Origin of the sequence: Pseudomonas sp. UM16 (assembly GCF_050312595.1) — a bacterium.
In the GTDB taxonomy this organism is placed as follows: Bacteria; Pseudomonadota; Gammaproteobacteria; order Pseudomonadales; family Pseudomonadaceae; genus Aquipseudomonas.
Genome location: NZ_JBNPJT010000022.1, coordinates 1 through 18767 on the forward strand (window position 1 = coordinate 1; position 18767 = coordinate 18767).

At 60.8% G+C, this 18767-nt stretch carries 13 protein-coding genes; 8 read left to right on the top strand and 5 right to left on the bottom strand.

Translation table 11 applies throughout. The annotated features are described in order from the left end of the window. Positions 1-327: 327 nt before the first annotated feature. From ACQRAX_RS22095 to cmoB, 6 genes are all read left to right on the top strand, one after another. A complete protein-coding gene (locus ACQRAX_RS22095) occupies positions 328-1686 on the top strand; it encodes a carbohydrate porin (RefSeq protein WP_412039657.1) in 1359 nt (452 codons plus the stop codon). Positions 1687-1716: 30 nt separating this feature from the next. Further along, on the top strand, positions 1717-4125 hold the full coding sequence (locus tag ACQRAX_RS22100; protein WP_412039658.1) for a glucose/quinate/shikimate family membrane-bound PQQ-dependent dehydrogenase: 2409 nt from the start codon (positions 1717-1719) through the stop codon (positions 4123-4125). 121 nt (positions 4126-4246) lie between these two features. Next, on the top strand, positions 4247-6667 hold the full coding sequence (lon, locus tag ACQRAX_RS22105) for an endopeptidase La (protein WP_412039659.1): 2421 nt from the start codon (positions 4247-4249) through the stop codon (positions 6665-6667). Between the two features lie 111 nt (positions 6668-6778). Then, a complete protein-coding gene (locus ACQRAX_RS22110) occupies positions 6779-7171 on the top strand; it encodes a protease inhibitor I42 family protein (RefSeq protein WP_412039660.1) in 393 nt (130 codons plus the stop codon). Between the two features lie 84 nt (positions 7172-7255). Beyond that, positions 7256-7999 (top strand): carboxy-S-adenosyl-L-methionine synthase CmoA, encoded by a 744-nt coding sequence (gene cmoA / locus ACQRAX_RS22115; protein ID WP_412039661.1) that lies wholly within the window; start codon positions 7256-7258, stop codon positions 7997-7999. After that, positions 7996-8952, top strand: coding sequence for a tRNA 5-methoxyuridine(34)/uridine 5-oxyacetic acid(34) synthase CmoB (cmoB, locus tag ACQRAX_RS22120; RefSeq protein WP_412039662.1), 957 nt, complete (start codon positions 7996-7998; stop codon positions 8950-8952). The genes cmoA and cmoB overlap by 4 nt, the downstream gene beginning before the upstream one ends. A gap of 73 nt (positions 8953-9025) precedes the next feature. Here the strand turns inward: cmoB and ACQRAX_RS22125 are convergent, their stop codons facing one another. From ACQRAX_RS22125 to ACQRAX_RS22145, 5 genes are all read right to left on the bottom strand, one after another. Next, the gene (locus tag ACQRAX_RS22125) at positions 9026-9232 is read right to left on the bottom strand and encodes a hypothetical protein (RefSeq protein ID WP_412039663.1); all 207 of its coding nucleotides are present in this window, start codon (positions 9230-9232) and stop codon (positions 9026-9028) included. Positions 9233-9330: 98 nt separating this feature from the next. After that, complete coding sequence (locus tag ACQRAX_RS22130) at positions 9331-10653, bottom strand: OprD family porin (RefSeq protein ID WP_412039664.1); 1323 nt, start codon at positions 10651-10653, stop codon at positions 9331-9333. Positions 10654-10757: 104 nt separating this feature from the next. Then, entirely contained in the window at positions 10758-13919 is a 3162-nt protein-coding gene (locus ACQRAX_RS22135; protein WP_412039665.1) for a CusA/CzcA family heavy metal efflux RND transporter, read from the bottom strand. A gap of 18 nt (positions 13920-13937) precedes the next feature. Next, positions 13938-15161 (bottom strand): efflux RND transporter periplasmic adaptor subunit, encoded by a 1224-nt coding sequence (locus ACQRAX_RS22140; protein ID WP_412039666.1) that lies wholly within the window; start codon positions 15159-15161, stop codon positions 13938-13940. Between the two features lie 54 nt (positions 15162-15215). After that, on the bottom strand, positions 15216-16469 hold the full coding sequence (locus ACQRAX_RS22145) for a TolC family protein (RefSeq protein WP_412039667.1): 1254 nt from the start codon (positions 16467-16469) through the stop codon (positions 15216-15218). 204 nt (positions 16470-16673) lie between these two features. Here ACQRAX_RS22145 and ACQRAX_RS22150 point away from each other — a divergent pair, with 204 nt between their 5' ends. After that, positions 16674-17348: a heavy metal response regulator transcription factor gene (locus tag ACQRAX_RS22150; RefSeq protein ID WP_412039668.1), complete on the top strand. Its 675-nt coding sequence runs from the start codon at positions 16674-16676 to the stop codon at positions 17346-17348. Continuing rightward, the gene (locus ACQRAX_RS22155) at positions 17345-18733 is read left to right on the top strand and encodes a heavy metal sensor histidine kinase (protein ID WP_412039669.1); all 1389 of its coding nucleotides are present in this window, start codon (positions 17345-17347) and stop codon (positions 18731-18733) included. The genes ACQRAX_RS22150 and ACQRAX_RS22155 overlap by 4 nt, the downstream gene beginning before the upstream one ends. Positions 18734-18767: the final 34 nt, after the last annotated feature.

The window sequence follows — 18767 nt, forward strand, 5'->3', positions numbered from 1 at the left end:
TGTATGCGGATACTGCTGATCAGGCTGAACGCCATGCTACGCGACGGTACCGAATGGCGGTGACGAATAGCATGGTGAAGACAGTTGCTCCCACAACAAAAGACAGTTCACACCGACAACTGCTGCAAATTTTGTTACCACCGGACTGTTACCGATTCGGCAACGCTGCCTCTTGGTGATTAGACTTTTTTTATTACAAATTCAGCTATATCCTCCCCGCCGCAAGCTGAACCGCTTCAGTTGACGCCCCTGCAGCCTTATCGCCGATGATCCTCAGGAACCGGCGTACTTGCCGTTTTTTCAACAATCAAAAGATAGCGCTATCTCATGCCTCAGATTCATCGTTCACGCCTTTCCCCTGCCACCCGAACATTGCTTTCGGGTCTGGCCATCGCCAGCCTGGCACCGACTGCCCAGGCGGCTGCGATGTTCGCCAGCGACTCGCCATGGATGCTTGGCGATTGGCGCGGCACCCGCACGGAGCTGGCTGAGCGCGGCTACGACTTTACCCTCGGCTACACCGGTGAGATGGGCGCCAACCTGCACGGCGGCTATGACGACGACACAACTGCACGCTACAGCGACCAGTTCACCCTCGGCACTCACCTCGACCTGCAGAAGATACTCGGCTGGCACGATGCCGAGTTCCAACTGACCGTCACCGAGCGCAATGGCAACAACATCAGCAATGACCGCATCAACGACCCGCGGGTCGGGGGTTTCACCTCGGCCCAGGAAGTCTGGGGCCGTGGCCAGACCTGGCGACTGACGCAGATGTGGATCAAGCAGAAATACTTCGACGGCGCCCTGGATGTGAAATTCGGCCGTTTCGGTCAGGGCGAGGATTTCAACAGCTTCCCCTGCGACTTCCAGAACCTGGCGTTCTGCGGCTCCCAGGTCGGCAACTGGGCAGGCGACATCTGGTACAACTGGCCCGTCAGCCAGTGGGCGCTGCGGGTCAAGTACAACCTGACCCCCGAGCTCTATACGCAAATCGGCGCCTATGAACAGAACCCCTCTAACCTGGATCGAGACAACGGCTTCAAGCTCAGCGGCAGCGGCACCCAAGGTGCGGTGATCCCCGTCGAACTGGTGTGGAGCCCGGCCGTCAACGGCCTGAAAGGGGAATATCGCGCCGGTTACTACTACAGTAATGCCAAGGCAACTGATGTCTACAAGGACAGCAACGACCAACCGGCGGCACTGAGCGGCCAGGCTTATCGCAGCAGTTCGAGCAAGCACGGCTTCTGGCTCGGGGCCCAGCAACAGGTGATGTCGCAAGCCTCCGACCATTCCCGTGGCCTGAGCGTATTTGCCAACGCCACGTTGCACGACAAGAAGACCAACGCTATCGACAACTATGTTCAGGCAGGTGTGGTGTACAAGGGGCCCTTCGATGCCCGCGCCAAGGACGACATCGGTTTCGCCCTGGCCCGCGTGCACGTCAACCCTGCCTACCGCAAGAACGCCAAAGCGCTTAATCAAGCCAACGGCGTCAGCGACTACAACGACCCCCTGTTCCGTCCGATCCAGGACACCGAATACAGCGCCGAGCTGTATTACGGCATTCACCTGGCTGACTGGCTGACCGTGCGCCCGAACCTGCAGTACATCCGCCATCCCGGTGGCGTGAGCCAGGTCGACGACGCGCTGATCGGCGGGATCAAGATTCAAAGCAGTTTTTAATCGCCCTTTTCACCTAACGGAGAACACACGATGAGCACAGAAGGTGCCTTGAGTAGAACCCGCTGGCTGCCGCGCCTGATTGGTGTGCTGTTGCTGCTGATGGGCCTGGCCCTGCTGGCGGGCGGCATTAAATTGAGCCAGCTTGGCGGCTCGCTGTATTACCTGATCGCCGGTATCGGCTTCGCCTTGTCGGGCATCCTCCTGTTGGCCCTGCGCCGGCACGCCCTGGGCCTGTATGGCCTGGTGCTGCTGGGCAGCACCCTCTGGGCCCTGTGGGAAGTAGGCCTGGATTGGTGGCAGCTGGTGCCGCGCCTGGCCCTGTGGTTCGCCCTCGGCGTGGTGCTGCTGTTGCCCTGGGCGCGTCGCCCGCTGCTTGGCAATCCGTCGAACATCAACCCGGCCCTGCTGAGCCTGGCCGTAGTCCTTTCGGGCGCCACCGCGGTGGCCAGCCAGTTCACCCACCCCGGTGAAATCAAGGGCAAGTTGGGTCGCGACAGCAGCGGTCTGAGCAGCACCGCGCCGCAGATGCCTGATGGCGAGTGGCAGGCTTACGGCCGCACCGAGTTCGGTGATCGCTACTCACCGCTACGCCAGATCACCCCGGACAACGTGCACAAGCTGCAGGAAGCCTGGCGCATCCGCACCGGTGACTTGCCGACCGACAATGACCCGGTCGAACTGACCAACCAGAACACTCCGCTCAAGGTCAACGGCAAGCTCTACGCCTGCACGGCCCACAGCAAGGTGCTGGCCCTGGACCCGGACACCGGAGCCGAAATCTGGCGCTTCGATCCGCAGATCAAGAGCCCGGTCGGCTTCAAGGGTTTCGCCCACATGACCTGCCGTGGTGTGTCGTACTACGACGAGAACAACTACGTCAGTGTTGACGGCAGCCCCGCGCCGAAAATCTCTGATGCTGGCCAGGTCGTTGCACGCAGCTGCCCACGTCGCCTCTACCTGCCCACCGCCGACGCACGCCTGATTGCCCTGAACGCCGACACCGGTAAAGTCTGTGAAGGCTTTGGTAACCAGGGTGTAATCGACCTGACCACTGGCATCGGCCCGTTCACTGCTGGCGGTTACTACTCCACCTCGCCAGCGGCGATCACCCGTGAACTGGTGATCATCGGTGGCCATGTCACCGATAACGAGTCGACCAACGAGCCGTCCGGGGTGATTCGTGCCTACGACGTTCACGATGGCCGTCTGGTGTGGAACTGGGACAGCAACAATCCGGATGACACCGCACCACTGGCAGCGGGCAAGACCTACAGCCGCAACTCGGCAAACATGTGGTCGCTGGCCAGTGTCGACGAAAAGCTGGGTATGGTCTTCCTGCCCTTGGGCAACCAGACCCCTGACCAGTGGGGCGCTGACCGCACGCCTGGCGCCGAGAAGTTCAGCGCCGGCATCGTCGCCCTCGACCTGGCCAACGGCAAGGTGCGCTGGAACTACCAGTTCACCCACCACGACCTGTGGGACATGGACGTCGGCAGCCAGCCGACGCTGCTCGACCTGAAAACCGCCGATGGCGTCAAACCGGCACTGATCGCCCCGACCAAGCAAGGCAGCCTGTATGTGCTGGACCGTCGTGACGGCACCCCGATCGTGCCGATTCGTGAGATCCCGGCCCCGCAAGGTGCTGTCGAAGGCGACCATACTGCACCGACCCAAGCGCGCTCGGACCTCAACCTGCTCGGCCCGGACTTGACCGAACAAGCCATGTGGGGCGCCAGCCCGTTCGACCAGATGCTCTGCCGCATCCAGTTCCGCGAACTGCGCTACGAAGGCCAGTACACCCCGCCGTCACTGCAGGGCAGCCTGGTCTATCCGGGTAACGTTGGCGTATTCAACTGGGGCAGCGTCTCGGTCGACCCGGTCCGGCAGATGCTCTTCACCTCGCCGAACTACATGGCCTTCGTCTCGAAAATGGTGCCTCGTGAGCAAGTCGCCGCCGGCAGCAAGCGCGAGAGCGAAACCAGCGGTGTGCAACCGAATACCGGCGCCCCGTACGCGGTGATCATGCACCCATTCATGTCGCCACTGGGCGTACCTTGCCAAGCGCCGGCCTGGGGTTATGTGGCGGGTATCGATCTGACCACCAACCAAGTGGTGTGGAAGCACAAGAACGGCACCAGCCGTGACAGCTCGCCGATCCCGATCGGCTTGCCGATCGGTGTGCCAAGCATGGGCGGCTCGATCGTCACCGCCAGTGGCCTGGGCTTCCTCAGTGGCACCCTGGACCAGTACTTGCGTGCCTACGACAGCAATACCGGCAAGGAGCTGTGGAAATCACGCCTGCCGGCAGGTGGCCAGGCCACACCGATGACCTACACCGGCAAGGACGGCAAGCAGTACGTCCTGGTGACCGCTGGCGGCCACGGCTCGCTGGGGACCAAAATGGGCGATTACGTAATTGCTTACAAATTGGCGGAGTAGGCGATAGCTGCAAGTTACAAGCTTCAAGCTGCAAGCACTGCAATCGCTAGTTGCGGCTTGAAGCTTGAAGCTTGAAGCTCAAGTCCCCATCTAAGCACCATAGTCATTACGCAGGTGCCCCATGAGCGATCAGCAGGATCTACCCGAACATCCCGAGGAACACGCCGAAGTCGAGCACCCTGAGGCCTCCAAGCACACCGGCCATAACCTCGCCCTGCCCAACCAGCAACTGCCGGAACGGGTCTATGTCATCCCGATCCACAACCGCCCGTTCTTTCCCGCGCAAGTGCTGCCGGTGATCGTCAATGAAGAACCCTGGGCCGAAACCCTAGACCTGGTGTCCAAGACGCCTCACCATTCCCTGGCCCTGTTCTTCATGGACACCCCACCAGAAGATCATCGCCATTTCGACACCTCGGCCCTGCCGCTGTACGGCACCCTGGTCAAGGTGCACCACGCCAGCCGCGAAAACGGCAAATTGCAGTTCGTCGCCCAGGGCCTGACCCGGGTTCGCATCCGTACCTGGCTCAAACACCATCGCCCACCCTACCTGGTGGAAGTCGAATACCCGCATCAGCCAAGCGAGCCGACCGATGAGGTCAAGGCCTACGGCATGGCCTTGATCAATGCCATCAAAGAGCTGTTGCCGCTTAACCCGCTGTACAGCGAGGAGCTGAAGAATTACCTCAACCGCTTCAGCCCCAATGACCCCTCACCGTTGACCGACTTCGCCGCCGCGCTGACCTCGGCCACCGGTAACCAGTTGCAAGAAGTGCTCGACTGCGTGCCCATGCTCAAGCGCATGGAGAAGGTCTTGCCGATGCTGCGCAAAGAGGTCGAGGTCGCTCACCTGCAGAACGAGATCTCTGCCGAAGTTAACCGCCAGATCGGCGAACATCAGCGCGAATTCTTCCTTAAAGAGCAGCTCAAAGTCATCCAGCAGGAGCTGGGGCTGACCAAGGACGACCGTAGCGCCGATCTCGAACAGTTCGAGCAACGCCTGCAGGGCAAAACCCTACCGCCGGCGGCGCAGAAGCGTATCGACGAAGAAATGAACAAGCTGTCGATACTCGAGACCGGTTCTCCGGAATACGCAGTGACGCGAAACTATCTGGACTGGGCCACCGCCCTGCCCTGGGGCGTGTACGGCAAAGACAAGCTCGACCTCAGACACGCACGCAAAGTGCTCGATCAGCACCACGCCGGGCTCGACGATATCAAGGACAGGATTCTCGAATTTCTTGCCATCGGCGCTTACAAGGGTGAAATCAGCGGTTCTATCGTCCTGTTGGTTGGCCCGCCCGGCGTCGGTAAAACCAGCATCGGTAAATCCATTGCCGAGTCACTGGGTCGACCGTTCTATCGCTTCAGCGTCGGCGGTATGCGTGATGAAGCCGAGATCAAGGGCCACCGTCGCACCTACATCGGCGCCCAACCGGGCAAGTTGGTGCAAGCGCTCAAGGATGTCGAGGTGATGAATCCAGTCATCATGCTCGACGAGATCGACAAGATGGGCCAGAGCTACCAGGGCGACCCGGCTTCGGCACTGCTGGAAACCCTCGACCCCGAGCAGAATGTCGACTTCCTTGACCACTACCTGGACCTGCGCCTGGACTTGTCCAAGGTGCTGTTCGTCTGTACCGCCAACACCTTGGACTCGATTCCCGGGCCGCTGCTCGACCGTATGGAAGTCATCCGCCTGTCGGGCTACATCACCGAAGAAAAACTGGCCATCGCCAAACGTCACCTGTGGCCCAAGCAACTGGCCAAGGCCGGTGTGGCAAAAACCAGCCTGAGCATTACCGACTCTGCCCTGCGCACGGTCATCGAGGGTTATGCCCGTGAAGCCGGTGTACGTCAGCTGGAAAAGCAGCTGGGCAAGCTGATACGCAAAGCCGTAGTGCAACTGTTGGAAGATCCCGAGAAAAAAATCAAGATCGCACCCAAAGACCTTGAAGCCTCGTTGGGTATGCCAGTGTTTCGCAGCGAGCAGGTACTGGCCGGCAAGGGTGTGATCACGGGCCTTGCCTGGACCAGCATGGGCGGCGCCACGCTGCCGATCGAGGCAACGCGCATTCATACCCTCAATCGCGGCTTCAAGCTCACCGGCCAACTGGGTGAGGTGATGAAAGAGTCTGCCGAAATCGCCTACAGCTATGTCAGCGCCAACCTCAAGCAGTACGGCGGTGATCCAAGCTTTTTCAACGAGGCATTCATTCACCTGCACGTGCCCGAAGGCGCCACCCCCAAGGACGGCCCGAGTGCCGGGGTCACCATGGCCAGCGCGCTGCTGTCCCTGGCCCGTGATCAGGTTCCGAAAAAAGGTGTGGCCATGACCGGCGAACTGACCTTGACCGGGCAAGTCCTGCCGATTGGTGGTGTGCGTGAGAAGGTGATTGCAGCACGGCGCCAGAAAATCTTCGAGCTAATCCTGCCGGAAGCCAACCGCGGAGACTTCGAAGAACTGCCCGACTACCTCAAGGAAGGGTTGAGCGTGCACTTCGCCAAGCGTTTCAGTGATGTCGCCAAGGTGCTGTTCTGATCCGTTGACGCGCATCGCGGGGCAGCCCACTCATACCGGTGCGGTGGAAGCGGGCTTGCCCCGCTATCAGCTTCGGTTATGCTGCGCCTTCGACTTTCATCCGGAGCCAACATGACTGCCGCCCGCCTGCTTGTCCCTTTGAGCCTGGCCTTGCTCACCGCTTGCGCCCAGCAGCCACGCCACACCGTTGAGCTGGAAAAACAAGGCCAATGCCCGCTGCAACTGCAAACCGGCCAGAACCTCACCCTGACCCTGCCCAGCAACCCCAGCACCGGCTACCGCTGGCTGCTGCAGAACCCTGCTGCCGGCGTCCTGCGCAGCCTGGGCCCCGAAGTCTACAGTCATCCAGAAGACGCCGGCGTGGTTGGCAGCGCCGGACAATCGGTGTGGCGCTTCCAGGCCCAGGCCGCTGGTGAGGGGCATTTGCTGCTGGTCTACCAACAACCTTGGGCTCCAGAAGTGCGTCCGGTGCAAACCTTCGACTGCGCCATTAACGTGAAGTGACGGCACTGGTCAGGCAGGCCATGCATCTGCCGGCGACTTTGGCTAAAATGCCCGCCTTTTACGCCTAACGCCTGGATTGCCGCCGTGAGCAAAGAACCCGACCGCCTATTCGCCCAGCCGCTTGGCCAGGTGCCCGACTTCGCCTTCAACGAAGACGTGGTGCGGGTGTTCCCGGACATGATCAAGCGCTCGGTGCCTGGTTACCCGGCCATTGTCGAGAACCTTGGCGTACTGGCGGCTCAGTTCGCGCAACCGAACACTGCGCTGTATGACCTGGGCAGTTCACTCGGCGCTGTGACCCAATCCCTGCGCCGCCATGTGCGCAGCGACGGTTGCCGGGTCATCGCCGTCGATAACTCCACCGCCATGGTTGAGCGCTGCCGGCAATACCTCACCGCCCAGGACTCGATGTTCCAGGAATTGCTGCCGGTGGAAGTGATTGAGGGCGACATCCTCGCACTTGAATTCCAGCCGGCCTCGGTAGTGGCCTTGAACTTCACCTTGCAGTTCATCGCCCCCGCGCAGCGCCTGGAACTGCTCACCCGCATCCGCACCGCGCTGTTACCCGGTGGCGCCCTGATCCTCTCGGAAAAGCTGCGCTTCAATGATGCGCAAGAACACGCCCTGCTCACCGACCTGCATGTCGCCTTCAAACGCGCCAATGGTTATAGCGAACTGGAAATTGCCCAGAAGCGCAGCGCCATTGAAAACGTGATGAAACCCGACAGCCTTGAAGAACACCGCGAACGCCTACTGGCGGCCGGTTTCTCCAAGGTCGTGCCCTGGTTCCAATGCCTTAACTTTGCCTCGTTGATTGCCCTGCCATGATTGATCTGTCCCCTCTGGTCCGCCGTCTGGCGGGTACTCCCCTGGCGCAATGGTCACAAGGCCTGCAAGCGCAACTCGATGCCAAAATGGAGAAAGGTCATGGCGACCTTGAGCGCTGGCAAAACGCGCTTGAGGCCCTTCCAGCCTTGGTGCCGAGCCAGGTCGACCTGGTCAATGGCCTGAACCTGGATTGCGACTGCGACCCGGACACTCGCGAGCACATGCGCCAAGCGCTGATGGGCTTGTCGCCGTGGCGCAAGGGCCCGTTCGACCTGTTCGGCGTGCACGTCGATACCGAGTGGCGCTCCGACTGGAAATGGTCACGGGTCGCCCCGCACCTTGACCTCAAGGGCAAGCGTATCCTCGATGTCGGCTGCGGCAACGGCTACTACCAGTGGCGCATGCTCGGTGCCGGTGCCGACAGCGTCATCGGTGTCGACCCCAATTGGCTGTTTTTCTGCCAGTTCCAGGCCGTTCAGCGCTACCTGCCAGAACTGCCTGCCTGGCACCTGCCCTTCGCCCTGGAAGACCTGCCAGCCAACCTCGAAGGCTTCGACACCGTGTTTTCCATGGGGGTGTTCTATCACCGCCGTTCGCCCATCGAGCACCTACTGGCGCTCAAGGACTGCCTGGTCAAGGGCGGCGAACTGGTACTGGAAACCCTGGTCATCGAGGGCGACGAAAATCAAGTGCTGGTGCCCGAAGACCGTTACGCGCAGATGCGCAATGTCTGGTTCCTGCCGTCGGTGCCGGCCCTGGAGCGCTGGCTGCGCCGCGCAGGCTTGAGCGATGTACGCTGCGTCGATGTCAGCGTCACCAGCATCGAGGAGCAACGCAGCACCGAGTGGATGCGTTACCAGTCGCTCGGCGACTTCCTCGACCCCGCCGACCACAGCCGTACCATTGAAGGCCTGCCGGCGCCGCGTCGCGCGGTACTGGTGGCGCGCAAATAAAAAAAGGCGCCCGGGTGGGCGCCGAATATTCACCTTTTCCAAAGGAGCGGGGGAGCTTCTAAGGTGAATGGAACTACTCTTTAGCGACTTTCTGCTGAGCATCGCTGCGCTTGCGCGCGTCGGTGGCAACAACCGCCTGATCCTTGTTGCCGTGGATCTGCTCCTGGCTCAGGCGGAACTTCTCCCAGAATTGTTGCGAACGTTCCGCACCACCTTCAGCCAGCGCGGCACCACTGCCCAGGGCCAGAACGCCCATCAGCGCATACTTGATCAGGCTCATGTTGCTCACCTCGTGATTGAATTTGAGTACGGTTCAATCTTACGAAAGGCAAGCTAACGGCAAGGTGAGGCGGACATTACAGTGTTGCAATAAAGGCCCTACAACAGGGTCAGCGGGTACTCGACGATCAGACGCACTTCGTCCAGGTCCGACTCGAATGCCGTGGCGCGAGTGGTGGCCTGCCGCATACGCAGTGACAGGTCTTTGAACGTGCCCGACTGCACCACGTACTTCGCTTCAATATCGCGCTCCCAGCGCTTCTGATCCGTCAGTGGATTACCGTCGCTGTCTCGACGCATGTACACGCTGTTGGCATCGCTATAGTCGATGTCACTGCCACGGCCGTAGCGGGTCATGAAGGTCAAACCGGGTATGCCGTAACTGGCCATGTCCAGGTCGTAACGCAACATCCACGAACGCTCCTTGGGCGAATTGAAGTCGCTGTACTGGATCGAGTTGTCGAGGTAGATCGAGTCGGACTGACGCAGGTAGTCGAAATCGTTTTCGCCTTCGTTGCGTTGATGCGTCAACGCCAGGGTGTGAGCGCCATAACTTACCCCTACCTTGGCACTCCAGATGTCATTGTCGAAGCGGCCCAACAGTTGCTGCCCCTGATCCTTGGCCTTGTAGTAATTGAAACCGGTAAAGACATTGAGCTGGTCGGAGATCGGGTACTGGTAGCTGAGCCCCGTGTAGTACTGGTCCCAGGCATCCTTCAGACGGCTGCTGTAGAGACTGAGACTGAGGTTGTCAGTGGCCTGGTAGTCCCCACCGAAGTAAGCCAGCCACGGCGAATCGACGGGCCCGGCGTAGAACGTCTCAAAGCCGTCACGGTTGTTGCTCGAGAGCGGTTGGCTCATGGCATGCAGGCGTCCGCCCTGCACGGTCAGACCTTCCAGCGTGGTGTTTTCCAAGGTCCAACCGGTGAAGCTTTCCGGCAACAAGCGCGAGTCACCGTAGTGCACCACCGGCGTAGCGGGAAACACGTCGCCCACTTTGATTTCAGTGTCGAACAAACGGGCTTTGAGCGCGCCGCCCAACTTGCTGAAGTTGCTTGCCGTGTCGCCGTCGCTGTCGACCGGCAACATGTCGAACGAACTGCGGCCACCACTACGGCCATCGCCGCTGTCGAGCTTGAGCGCCAACATGGCATGGGCATCGACCCCAAAACCGATGGTGCCCTGAGTGTAACCCGACTCGAAACGGGCAATGAACGCCTGGGCCCAGGCCTCGGCATAACCGGCCTTGCCAGTAGGTGATTCGCCACCCTTGCGGTAGTCACGATTGAAATAGAAATTGCGGCTGAGCAGCGTAAGACTGCTGTCTTCAATAAAGCCTTGAGGCTGTGTGGCTGCATTGCTGACTGCACAACTGGCCAGGGCCAGAATGCCGATTACACAGGCTGTGGTTTTATTCCCCATCTTCAACTCCTGATTATTATTGGCAGTACTACGCACGACGGCCGCTGGTGCGGCCACCGTGAATATCCTGACAAGGGCTGAATAACTCGAAGATGAGTGCGAGATTACAGTTTTGTCACTTCAACCGGATCTTCCTCTTCGTCCTTGCGGTGAGCGCGGTAGTACAACGCCGGCAGCACCAGCAGGGTCAACGCCGTGGAAGACAGAATCCCGCCGATCACCACCGTCGCCAGTGGTCGCTGAACCTCAGCACCCGTTCCAGTTGCCAGGGCCATGGGGATAAAGCCCAACGAGGCGACCAACGCGGTCATCAGCACCGGTCGCAGCCGGGTCAGCGCGCCCTCATCAATGGCTTGACGCAACGTCCGCCCCTGCTCCCGCAAGCCGCGGATAAAGGCAATCATCACCAGACCGTTGAGCACCGCCACGCCAGACAAGGCAATAAAGCCCACACCCGCCGAAATCGACAAGGGAATGTCCCGCAACCACAGCGCCACCACCCCACCGGTCAGGGCAAAGGGAATACCGGTGAACACCAGCAAGCCGTCCTTGAGGTTGTTGAACATCATGAACAACAAACCAAACACCAGCAGCAGCGCCACGGGCACCACCACCTGCAAGCGCTGCGCTGCCGATTGCAGTTGCTCGAACTGACCGCCCCAGCGAATCCAATAGCCAGCCGGAATGCTGACCTGGCTGTCGAGACGCTCACCCGCCTCCTCGACAAACGAGCCAATATCACGGCCCCGCACGTTGGCGCTGACCACCACCAGGCGCTTGCCATCCTCGCGGCTGATCTGATTGGGGCCCTGGACCAACTGCAGGCTGGCGACATCGGCGAGGGTGATAAAGCCAATTTGACCGTTGCCGGCAGTGCCCGCCGGCACCGGAATCAACAACTGCGATAGACCGTCGATATCGGTACGTAAGTTGTCGGACAGGCGCACCACCATGTCGAAGCGGCGGTCCCCCTGGTACAGGGTTCCTGCCTGTCGGCCGCCCACGGCCACGGCGATCGTGTCTTGCACGTCACCGACATTGAGGCCATAACGTGCCGCTTTGTCGCGATCGACTTCAATGGTCAACACCGGCAATCCTGAGGTCTGCTCAACCTTGACCTCCGATGCCCCTGGCACCGCCTGCAGGGTTGCCGCAATCTGCGCCGCCGTGCGATTGAGCTGGTCCATGTCGTCGCCGAAAACCTTCACCGCGACGTCGCTGCGCACTCCGGAAATCAACTCGTTGAAACGCAGCTGGATAGGTTGCGACAACTCGTAGTTGCTGCCCGGCACCCGCGCACTGGCGCGCTGAATATCAGCGATCAGTTGCTCACGCGACTTGCTCGGGTCAGGCCACTGCTCCTGCGGCTTGAGCATCACATAGCTGTCGGAGATGTTCGGCGGCATCGGATCCGAGGCAATCTCGGCGGTGCCGGTACGGGCAAATACCCGTTCAATCTCCGGCACCTGACTCAACACGCTTTGTTCCAGGCGCTGCTGCAACGCCACCGATTGGCTCAAACTGGTGCCTGGCACTCGCAACGCCTGCAAGGCGAAATCACCTTCGCTCAAGCTCGGCACGAACTCGCTGCCCATGCGGCTGGCCAACAGGCCCGACAACAGCACCATCACCCCGGCCAGGGTGAAGGCCAAGGTGCGATGGCCCATGACCCACTGCAACAGCGGCGCATAACCGCGCTTGGCACTGCGCATCAGCAGGTTTTCGTCTTCCTTGACCTTGCCGGTGACAAACAGGGCAATCGCCGCTGGCACAAAGGTCACTGAAAGCAGCATCGCCCCGAGCAAGGCAATCACCACGGTGAAGGCCATGGGGTGGAACATCTTGCCTTCTACTCCGCTCAGGGCAAAGATCGGCAGGTACACCACCATGATGATCAGTTGCCCGAAGATCAGTGGCCGACGGGCTTCGCGGGCGGCGTTGAAGACTTCATGGAAGCGCTCGGAACGGGTCAGCAGCCGGCCATGATGCTGTTGCGCGTGAGCCAGACGGCGAATGGCGTTCTCGACGATCACCACCGCACCATCGACGATGATGCCGAAGTCCAGCGCGCCGAGGCTCATCAGGTTGGCGCTGACCTTGTTGCTGAACATGCCGGTGAAGGTGAACAGCATCGACAGCGGAATGACCATCGCAGTGATCAGCGCCGCACGGATGTTGCCGAGGAACAGGAACAAAATGACGATCACCAGGATCGCGCCTTCGATCAGGTTCTTCTTCACCGTGGCGATGGCTTTGTCGACCAGGTTGGTGCGGTCATAAACCGTCACCGCGCTGACCCCGGCCGGTAACGAGCGGTTGATCTCAACCAGTTTCTGCGCCACAGCCTGGGACACCGTGCGACTGTTCTCGCCAATCAACATGAACACCGTACCGAGCACCACTTCGCGGCCGTTCTCGGTGGCTGCACCACTGCGCAGTTCACGGCCGATACCGACTTCTGCGACGTTACGCACACGAATCGGAGTACCGTCGATATTCGCCAGAACGATATTGGCGATATCTTCGATTCCGGCCAGTTGTCCTGGCGCACGGATCAACAGCTGCTCACCGCGACGCTCGATGTAACCGGCACCGACGTTGGCATTGTTACGCTCCAGGGCGGTCAGCAAATCACTCAAGGTCAACTTGTAGGACGCCAGGCGCTTGGGATCGGGGGCAATCTGGTATTCCTTGGCGAAGCCGCCAATGGTATTGATCTCCGCCACCCCACGGACGTTGCGCAGTTGCGGCTTGATGATCCAGTCCTGGATTTCCCGCAGGTCGGTGGGTGTATAGGGGCTGCCATCGGCCTTGCGCGCATCCTCGGCAGCTTCCACCGTCCACAGAAAAATCTCGCCAAGGCCGGTGGAGATCGGCCCCATCGCCGCCTCTACGCCGTCAGGCAATTGCCCACGGGCTTGCTGCAGACGCTCGTTGACCAATTGACGGGCGAAGAACAGGTCAGTGCCTTCCTCGAAGATCACCGTCACCTGCGACAACCCCGAACGCGATAGCGAGCGCGTCTGTTCCAGGCCGGGCAAGCCGGCCATGGCTGTCTCGATGGCGAAGGTGATGCGCTGTTCGGTTTCCAATGGCGAGAAGCCCGCCGCCTGGGTATTGATCTGGACCTGGACGTTGGTGATGTCGGGGACGGCATCAATCGGCAGTTTTTGATAGCTGGCCACCCCGAGTCCGGCCATTAGCAACACGGCCAGCAGCACCATTAGACGCTGCTCGATGGCAAATTGAATAAGGCGTTCGAACATAAGAGGTACTCGCGCAGATCAGTGGGCGTGTTCGGCGCTGGCTTTGCCCAGCTCCGACTTGAGGACGAAGCTGCCCAACGCCGCCACCTGCTGACCGGCTTGCAGGCCCTTGCGGATTTCGACATAGCCGTTGGCACTGCTACCCAGTTCCACAGGCTGGGCGATGAAACCTTCGGTGGTACGCACGAATACCGTGGGTTTTTCTTCGAGGGTCTGGATCGCCTGGTCCGGCACACTCAAGGCCTCGGCAAGCTTTTCCGTCGGCACCTGAACCGCCACAAACAACCCTGGGCGCCAGGCACCCTGCGGGTTGTCCAGCGTCACCCGGACGCTGGCAGTGCGGGTCTGCTCACCAAGCAAGCTGCCGACATGAGTGATCCGCCCTTCGACCTGCTCACCCAGTTCGCTGGCGACAATAATCACTGCCATGCCGCTGCGGACTTTGCCCAGGTCCCGCGGCGCCACGCCGAATGTTGCCCAGACCCGCGACAGGTCGGACAAGGTGAACGCTGCGCTGGTCTCATTGACCACCTCGCCCGGCACCAGATGCTTCTCGACGATCTGCCCGGCGAACGGGGCACGAAGTTCGTAGCGGTTGCCGCCTGCCAGCACCGTGGTGCCGCTCAGGGCGCTGATTTTCTGCCGGGCATTGGCCTGGGCAATTTCAGCCTCCTGCAACGCCTGACGCGCTTGCAGGTAGTCCTGCTCGGCGGAGATACCTTCCTGCCACAAGTCTTTTTCTCGTTGATAGGTACTGCGTGCCAGTTCCAGACGGCGCTGGCTTGCAGCCAGTTCACTGCGCTGTTCGGAAATCTGCGGGCTGGCGATCACCGCCAGCAAATCACCGGCCTTGACCTGCTGACCGAGTACCACGGCAACTGACTCGACCACGCCGGCGGCCCTGGGCACTATGTGCGCGGTACGGTCCTCATCGAAACGGATCTCCCCCGGCAGCGCCAGGGTCCGCTGCAATTGCCGTGGGCCAACAGTGGCCAACTCGATACCGGCGAGGTCGATCTGTTCCTGGCTGAGGGTGATCGCCCCCTCCTCCGCGTGACCAGCCTTGGCAGGCTCAGCATGCTCGCTTTCCCCCTCTTCTTCATGCTCACCTTCAGCGTGTTCATGAGCTGAGACGGGTGCCGCCGCGCCTTGCAGCGCAGCGCCCGGGCGCGCCAACAGCACGCCCAGCCCCAGGCCCAGCAACAAGGCCGCGATCAGCAGCGTTGTCGACTTCTTGTTCATGCAGACTCCTTAGCACTCACCGTCGGATGAGTGGCTTCGATCAAAAATGGGGGCTTAACGACTGGCCAGACTCAGATCACCGAAAATCCGCTCCAGGCGCGCTCGCGCCTCGCTCTGCTGGGCCTGCGCCTGGAGGTACTGCAGACGGGCCGCGACCAGGGTGCGCTGAGCATCGAGGACATCGAGAAAACTGAATTTGCCGCGCTCGAAGCCGCGGGTAGCGGCATCCACTGCTTGCTTCGCCGAAGACAGAATCGAGCGGTCGAAGGCTTGCACTTCCTGGGCGGCAGTGCCCCATTGCGCCAGGGCCTGAACCACTTCGCTACGCAGGCGCAGTTCAGCACCGTTGCGCTGATCACGGGCCTGATCGGCGCGCCGGGCCGCCGCCAGGACATTGCCCTGGTTACGGTCGAACAAAGGGATAGGCATCGACACGCCGACGACATTGATGCGTTCGCGATCGGTCTCGCTGTACTGGCTGCCGACACTAACCGTCAGATCTGGAATTCGCTGGGTCCGGGCAAGATCGAGTGCGGCTTCGCGCTGATCGATTTGCAGCCGCGCCATGCGCATGTCCGGCGTCTGCTCCAGGCGTTCGAGCAGCAGCGTACGGCTTGGCATCGTCAGCGTCTCGGCGTCTGCCTGCTCGACCCGGCTGAACTGCGCCATGGATGCGCCCGTGGTTGCTGCCAATTGCTGATAGGCGACTGTTAATGCCTGTTCGGCCCGGCCCTGCGCCAGACGCACCTCGGACACCTGCACTTGAGCCCGGGTTGCCTCTACCGGTGAGGCGCTGCCCGCCTTGACCCGTCCCTGCACTACCTGCAAACCGCGCTCACTCAAGCGCAATGATTCCTCGGCCAGTTGCAGCCCTTCCTGGGCTTGCACCGCTGCCTGAAAGGCACCGAACACCTCAGCGCGCAAAACGTTGCGCTGGCGCTCAAGCTCCAACGCTGCCAACTCTGCATCGCGCCCGGCCAGGCTCAATCGCGCACCGCGCTTGCCACCCAATTCGAACATCTGGCTGACACTGACGGTGGTGGTCTGCGAGCCTGAGCGGGTGTCTTCCATTTCCCAGCCCACTTCCGGGTTAGGCAATACACCCGCCTGAATCCGCTCGCCTTCAGCGATATCAATGCCCCAACGCGCCGCCGCCAGTTCAGGGTTGTTATCCCAGGCTGTACGCAGGGCACTGTCGAGGGTCAACACGCTACCTTGCGCTAGTGCCAACGACGGCAAGGCCAGCAATACCAACGTCAGCAGAATACGGCCACGGCCTGTGCCGGGCCTGTCCAGGGTGCAAAACATGAGGGACTCCTGCGCCTTTTTCGAAGCCCGCACTGTAGTAACCGGGGTTTATCCCCAAGATGACTTGAAAATTACAAATCTGTTATCCAGCCGCAGCCGTACACAGGATGAATTAGTATCCGCCGCTTGCTGCCTCTGCGGCGCTTGACCCTGCAGTTACTTCAGGGTTGAGAATCACCGCCTTTTCCATCATCGGGTCATTCCATGCGCTTACTGATTATCGAGGACGAGCTCCGTACCGCCGATTACCTGCAACAGGGCTTGAGCGAAAACGGCTACATCGTCGATTGCGCCCACAGCGGTGCCGACGGCCTGCACCTGGCTCGCCAGCAGGCTTACGACCTGATCATTCTCGACGTCAACCTGCCTGAGCTCGATGGCTGGACCGTACTCCAGCGCCTGCGCGCTGACTCCAGCACCCGGATCATGATGCTCACCGCCCATGGTCGCTTGTCAGACCGGGTCAAAGGCCTGGACCTGGGCGCCGACGACTACCTGCTCAAGCCTTTCGAGTTCCCCGAACTACTGGCACGCATCCGCAGCCTGTTGCGCCGCAACGATCAAGCCTTGCAACCAAACACCCTGAAAGTCGCCGACCTGGAGCTGGACCCTGGTCGTCACCGAGCGTATCGCGGTGGCCAGCGCATCGACCTGACCGCCAAGGAGTTCGCTCTGCTGCACCTGTTGATGCGCCAGAGCGGCGAAGTGCTGTCGCGGACTCAGATCATCTCGCTGGTCTGGGACATGAATTTCGACTGTGACACCAACGTCGTGGAAGTTTCGATTCGCCGCCTGCGAGCCAAGATTGATGACCCCTTCGACGACAAACTGATCCACACCCTGCGTGGCGTCGGTTACGTGCTCGAGGCCCGCGAATGAAATCGGCGCGACTGTCCCTGCGCCTGGGGCTGAGTGTCAGCTTGATGGGCGCAGCCCTGGTGCTGCTCCTGGCGTGCCTGGCAGTGCTGGCCCTGGACCATGAACTGGACAGCCGGGCGCGCAAAAGCCTGACGGCGAAGATGGGCCAGATCGAACATGGCCTGAACATCGACCTCAAGAGCGGTGACCTGCAAACCTCCGCGCACCCGCTACTGGATGTGGTGATGGGTCATGACAACCTGAGCCTGAGCGTAATCGCCCTGACTGGCCGCCATTCCGCCCTGCTGACCTTGGGACCGGGGCTCGAAGCCGAGGCCCTGATGCAGATCCCCGGCAGCACACAACTGTCCTTCCACCAATGGCGTGACAGCGCCGACAATCACCTGCTCACCGCCTCACGACTGATGCGTCTGCAGGACGGCACCGATGTACGCGTACTGCTCACGGTCAATCTTGCTGATGACCACAGCCTGTTGCAGGCTTACCTGCGCTCAACGTTGCTGGCCCTGCCATTGCTGGTGCTGCTGATCGGCTTCGGTGCCTGGAAACTGGTGCAACGTGGGCTGATGCCATTGCGCAGGTTCCGCCACATCGCCGAACAAGTGTCCGCCCAGCAACTGGCGTTGCGCCTGCCGGTGAATGATTTGCCGCTGGAACTGAGTGAACTGGCCATCACCATCAATGTCATGCTCGACCGTCTTGATGGCGGCGTGCAGCAACTCTCGCAGTTCTCCGACGACCTTGCCCACGAACTGCGCACGCCGATCGGCAACCTGATGGGCAAAGCCCAGGTCACCCTGGCCCGTGAGCGCCCGGTGGAGCAATACAAGGACGTGCTGGAGGCGAGCATCGAAGAACTGACCCGGCTCAACCGGATCATCAACGACATGCTGTTCCTCGCCCAGGTCAGTCAGCCGCAGACCCTGGTAGCCCTAAAGCCGGTGAACCTGGCCGATGAAGCCAAACGCGTCAGTGAACTGTTTGAATTCAGCAGCGAACAGAAAGGCATCACCCTGCGTTTACACGGTTGGGGCACCGTCATGGCTGATCGCCTGATGGTGCAGCGGGCGCTGTCGAACCTGTTGAGCAATGCCATCCGTCATAGTCCCGAGGCGTTGCCGATTGACATCGCCATCGAGCGCTGCGGTGATGAAGTACGGTTGTCGGTGGAGAATCACGGGTCGGGTATTGAGCCGGCGCATTTACCGTATCTGTTCGAGCGGTTTTATCGGGCGGGTTCAGGGCGCTGTCGACTGGAAGGGGGGACTGGCTTGGGGTTGGCGATCGTGAAGTCGATCATGGACGTGCATGGCGGGCGGGTTGAGGTGAAGAGCGAGTTGAATGGATTGACCCGCTTCAGCCTGGTTTTTGCTCAGACTGCATAAATGTAGGAGCAACTGTCTGTCACCTAGTTAACTG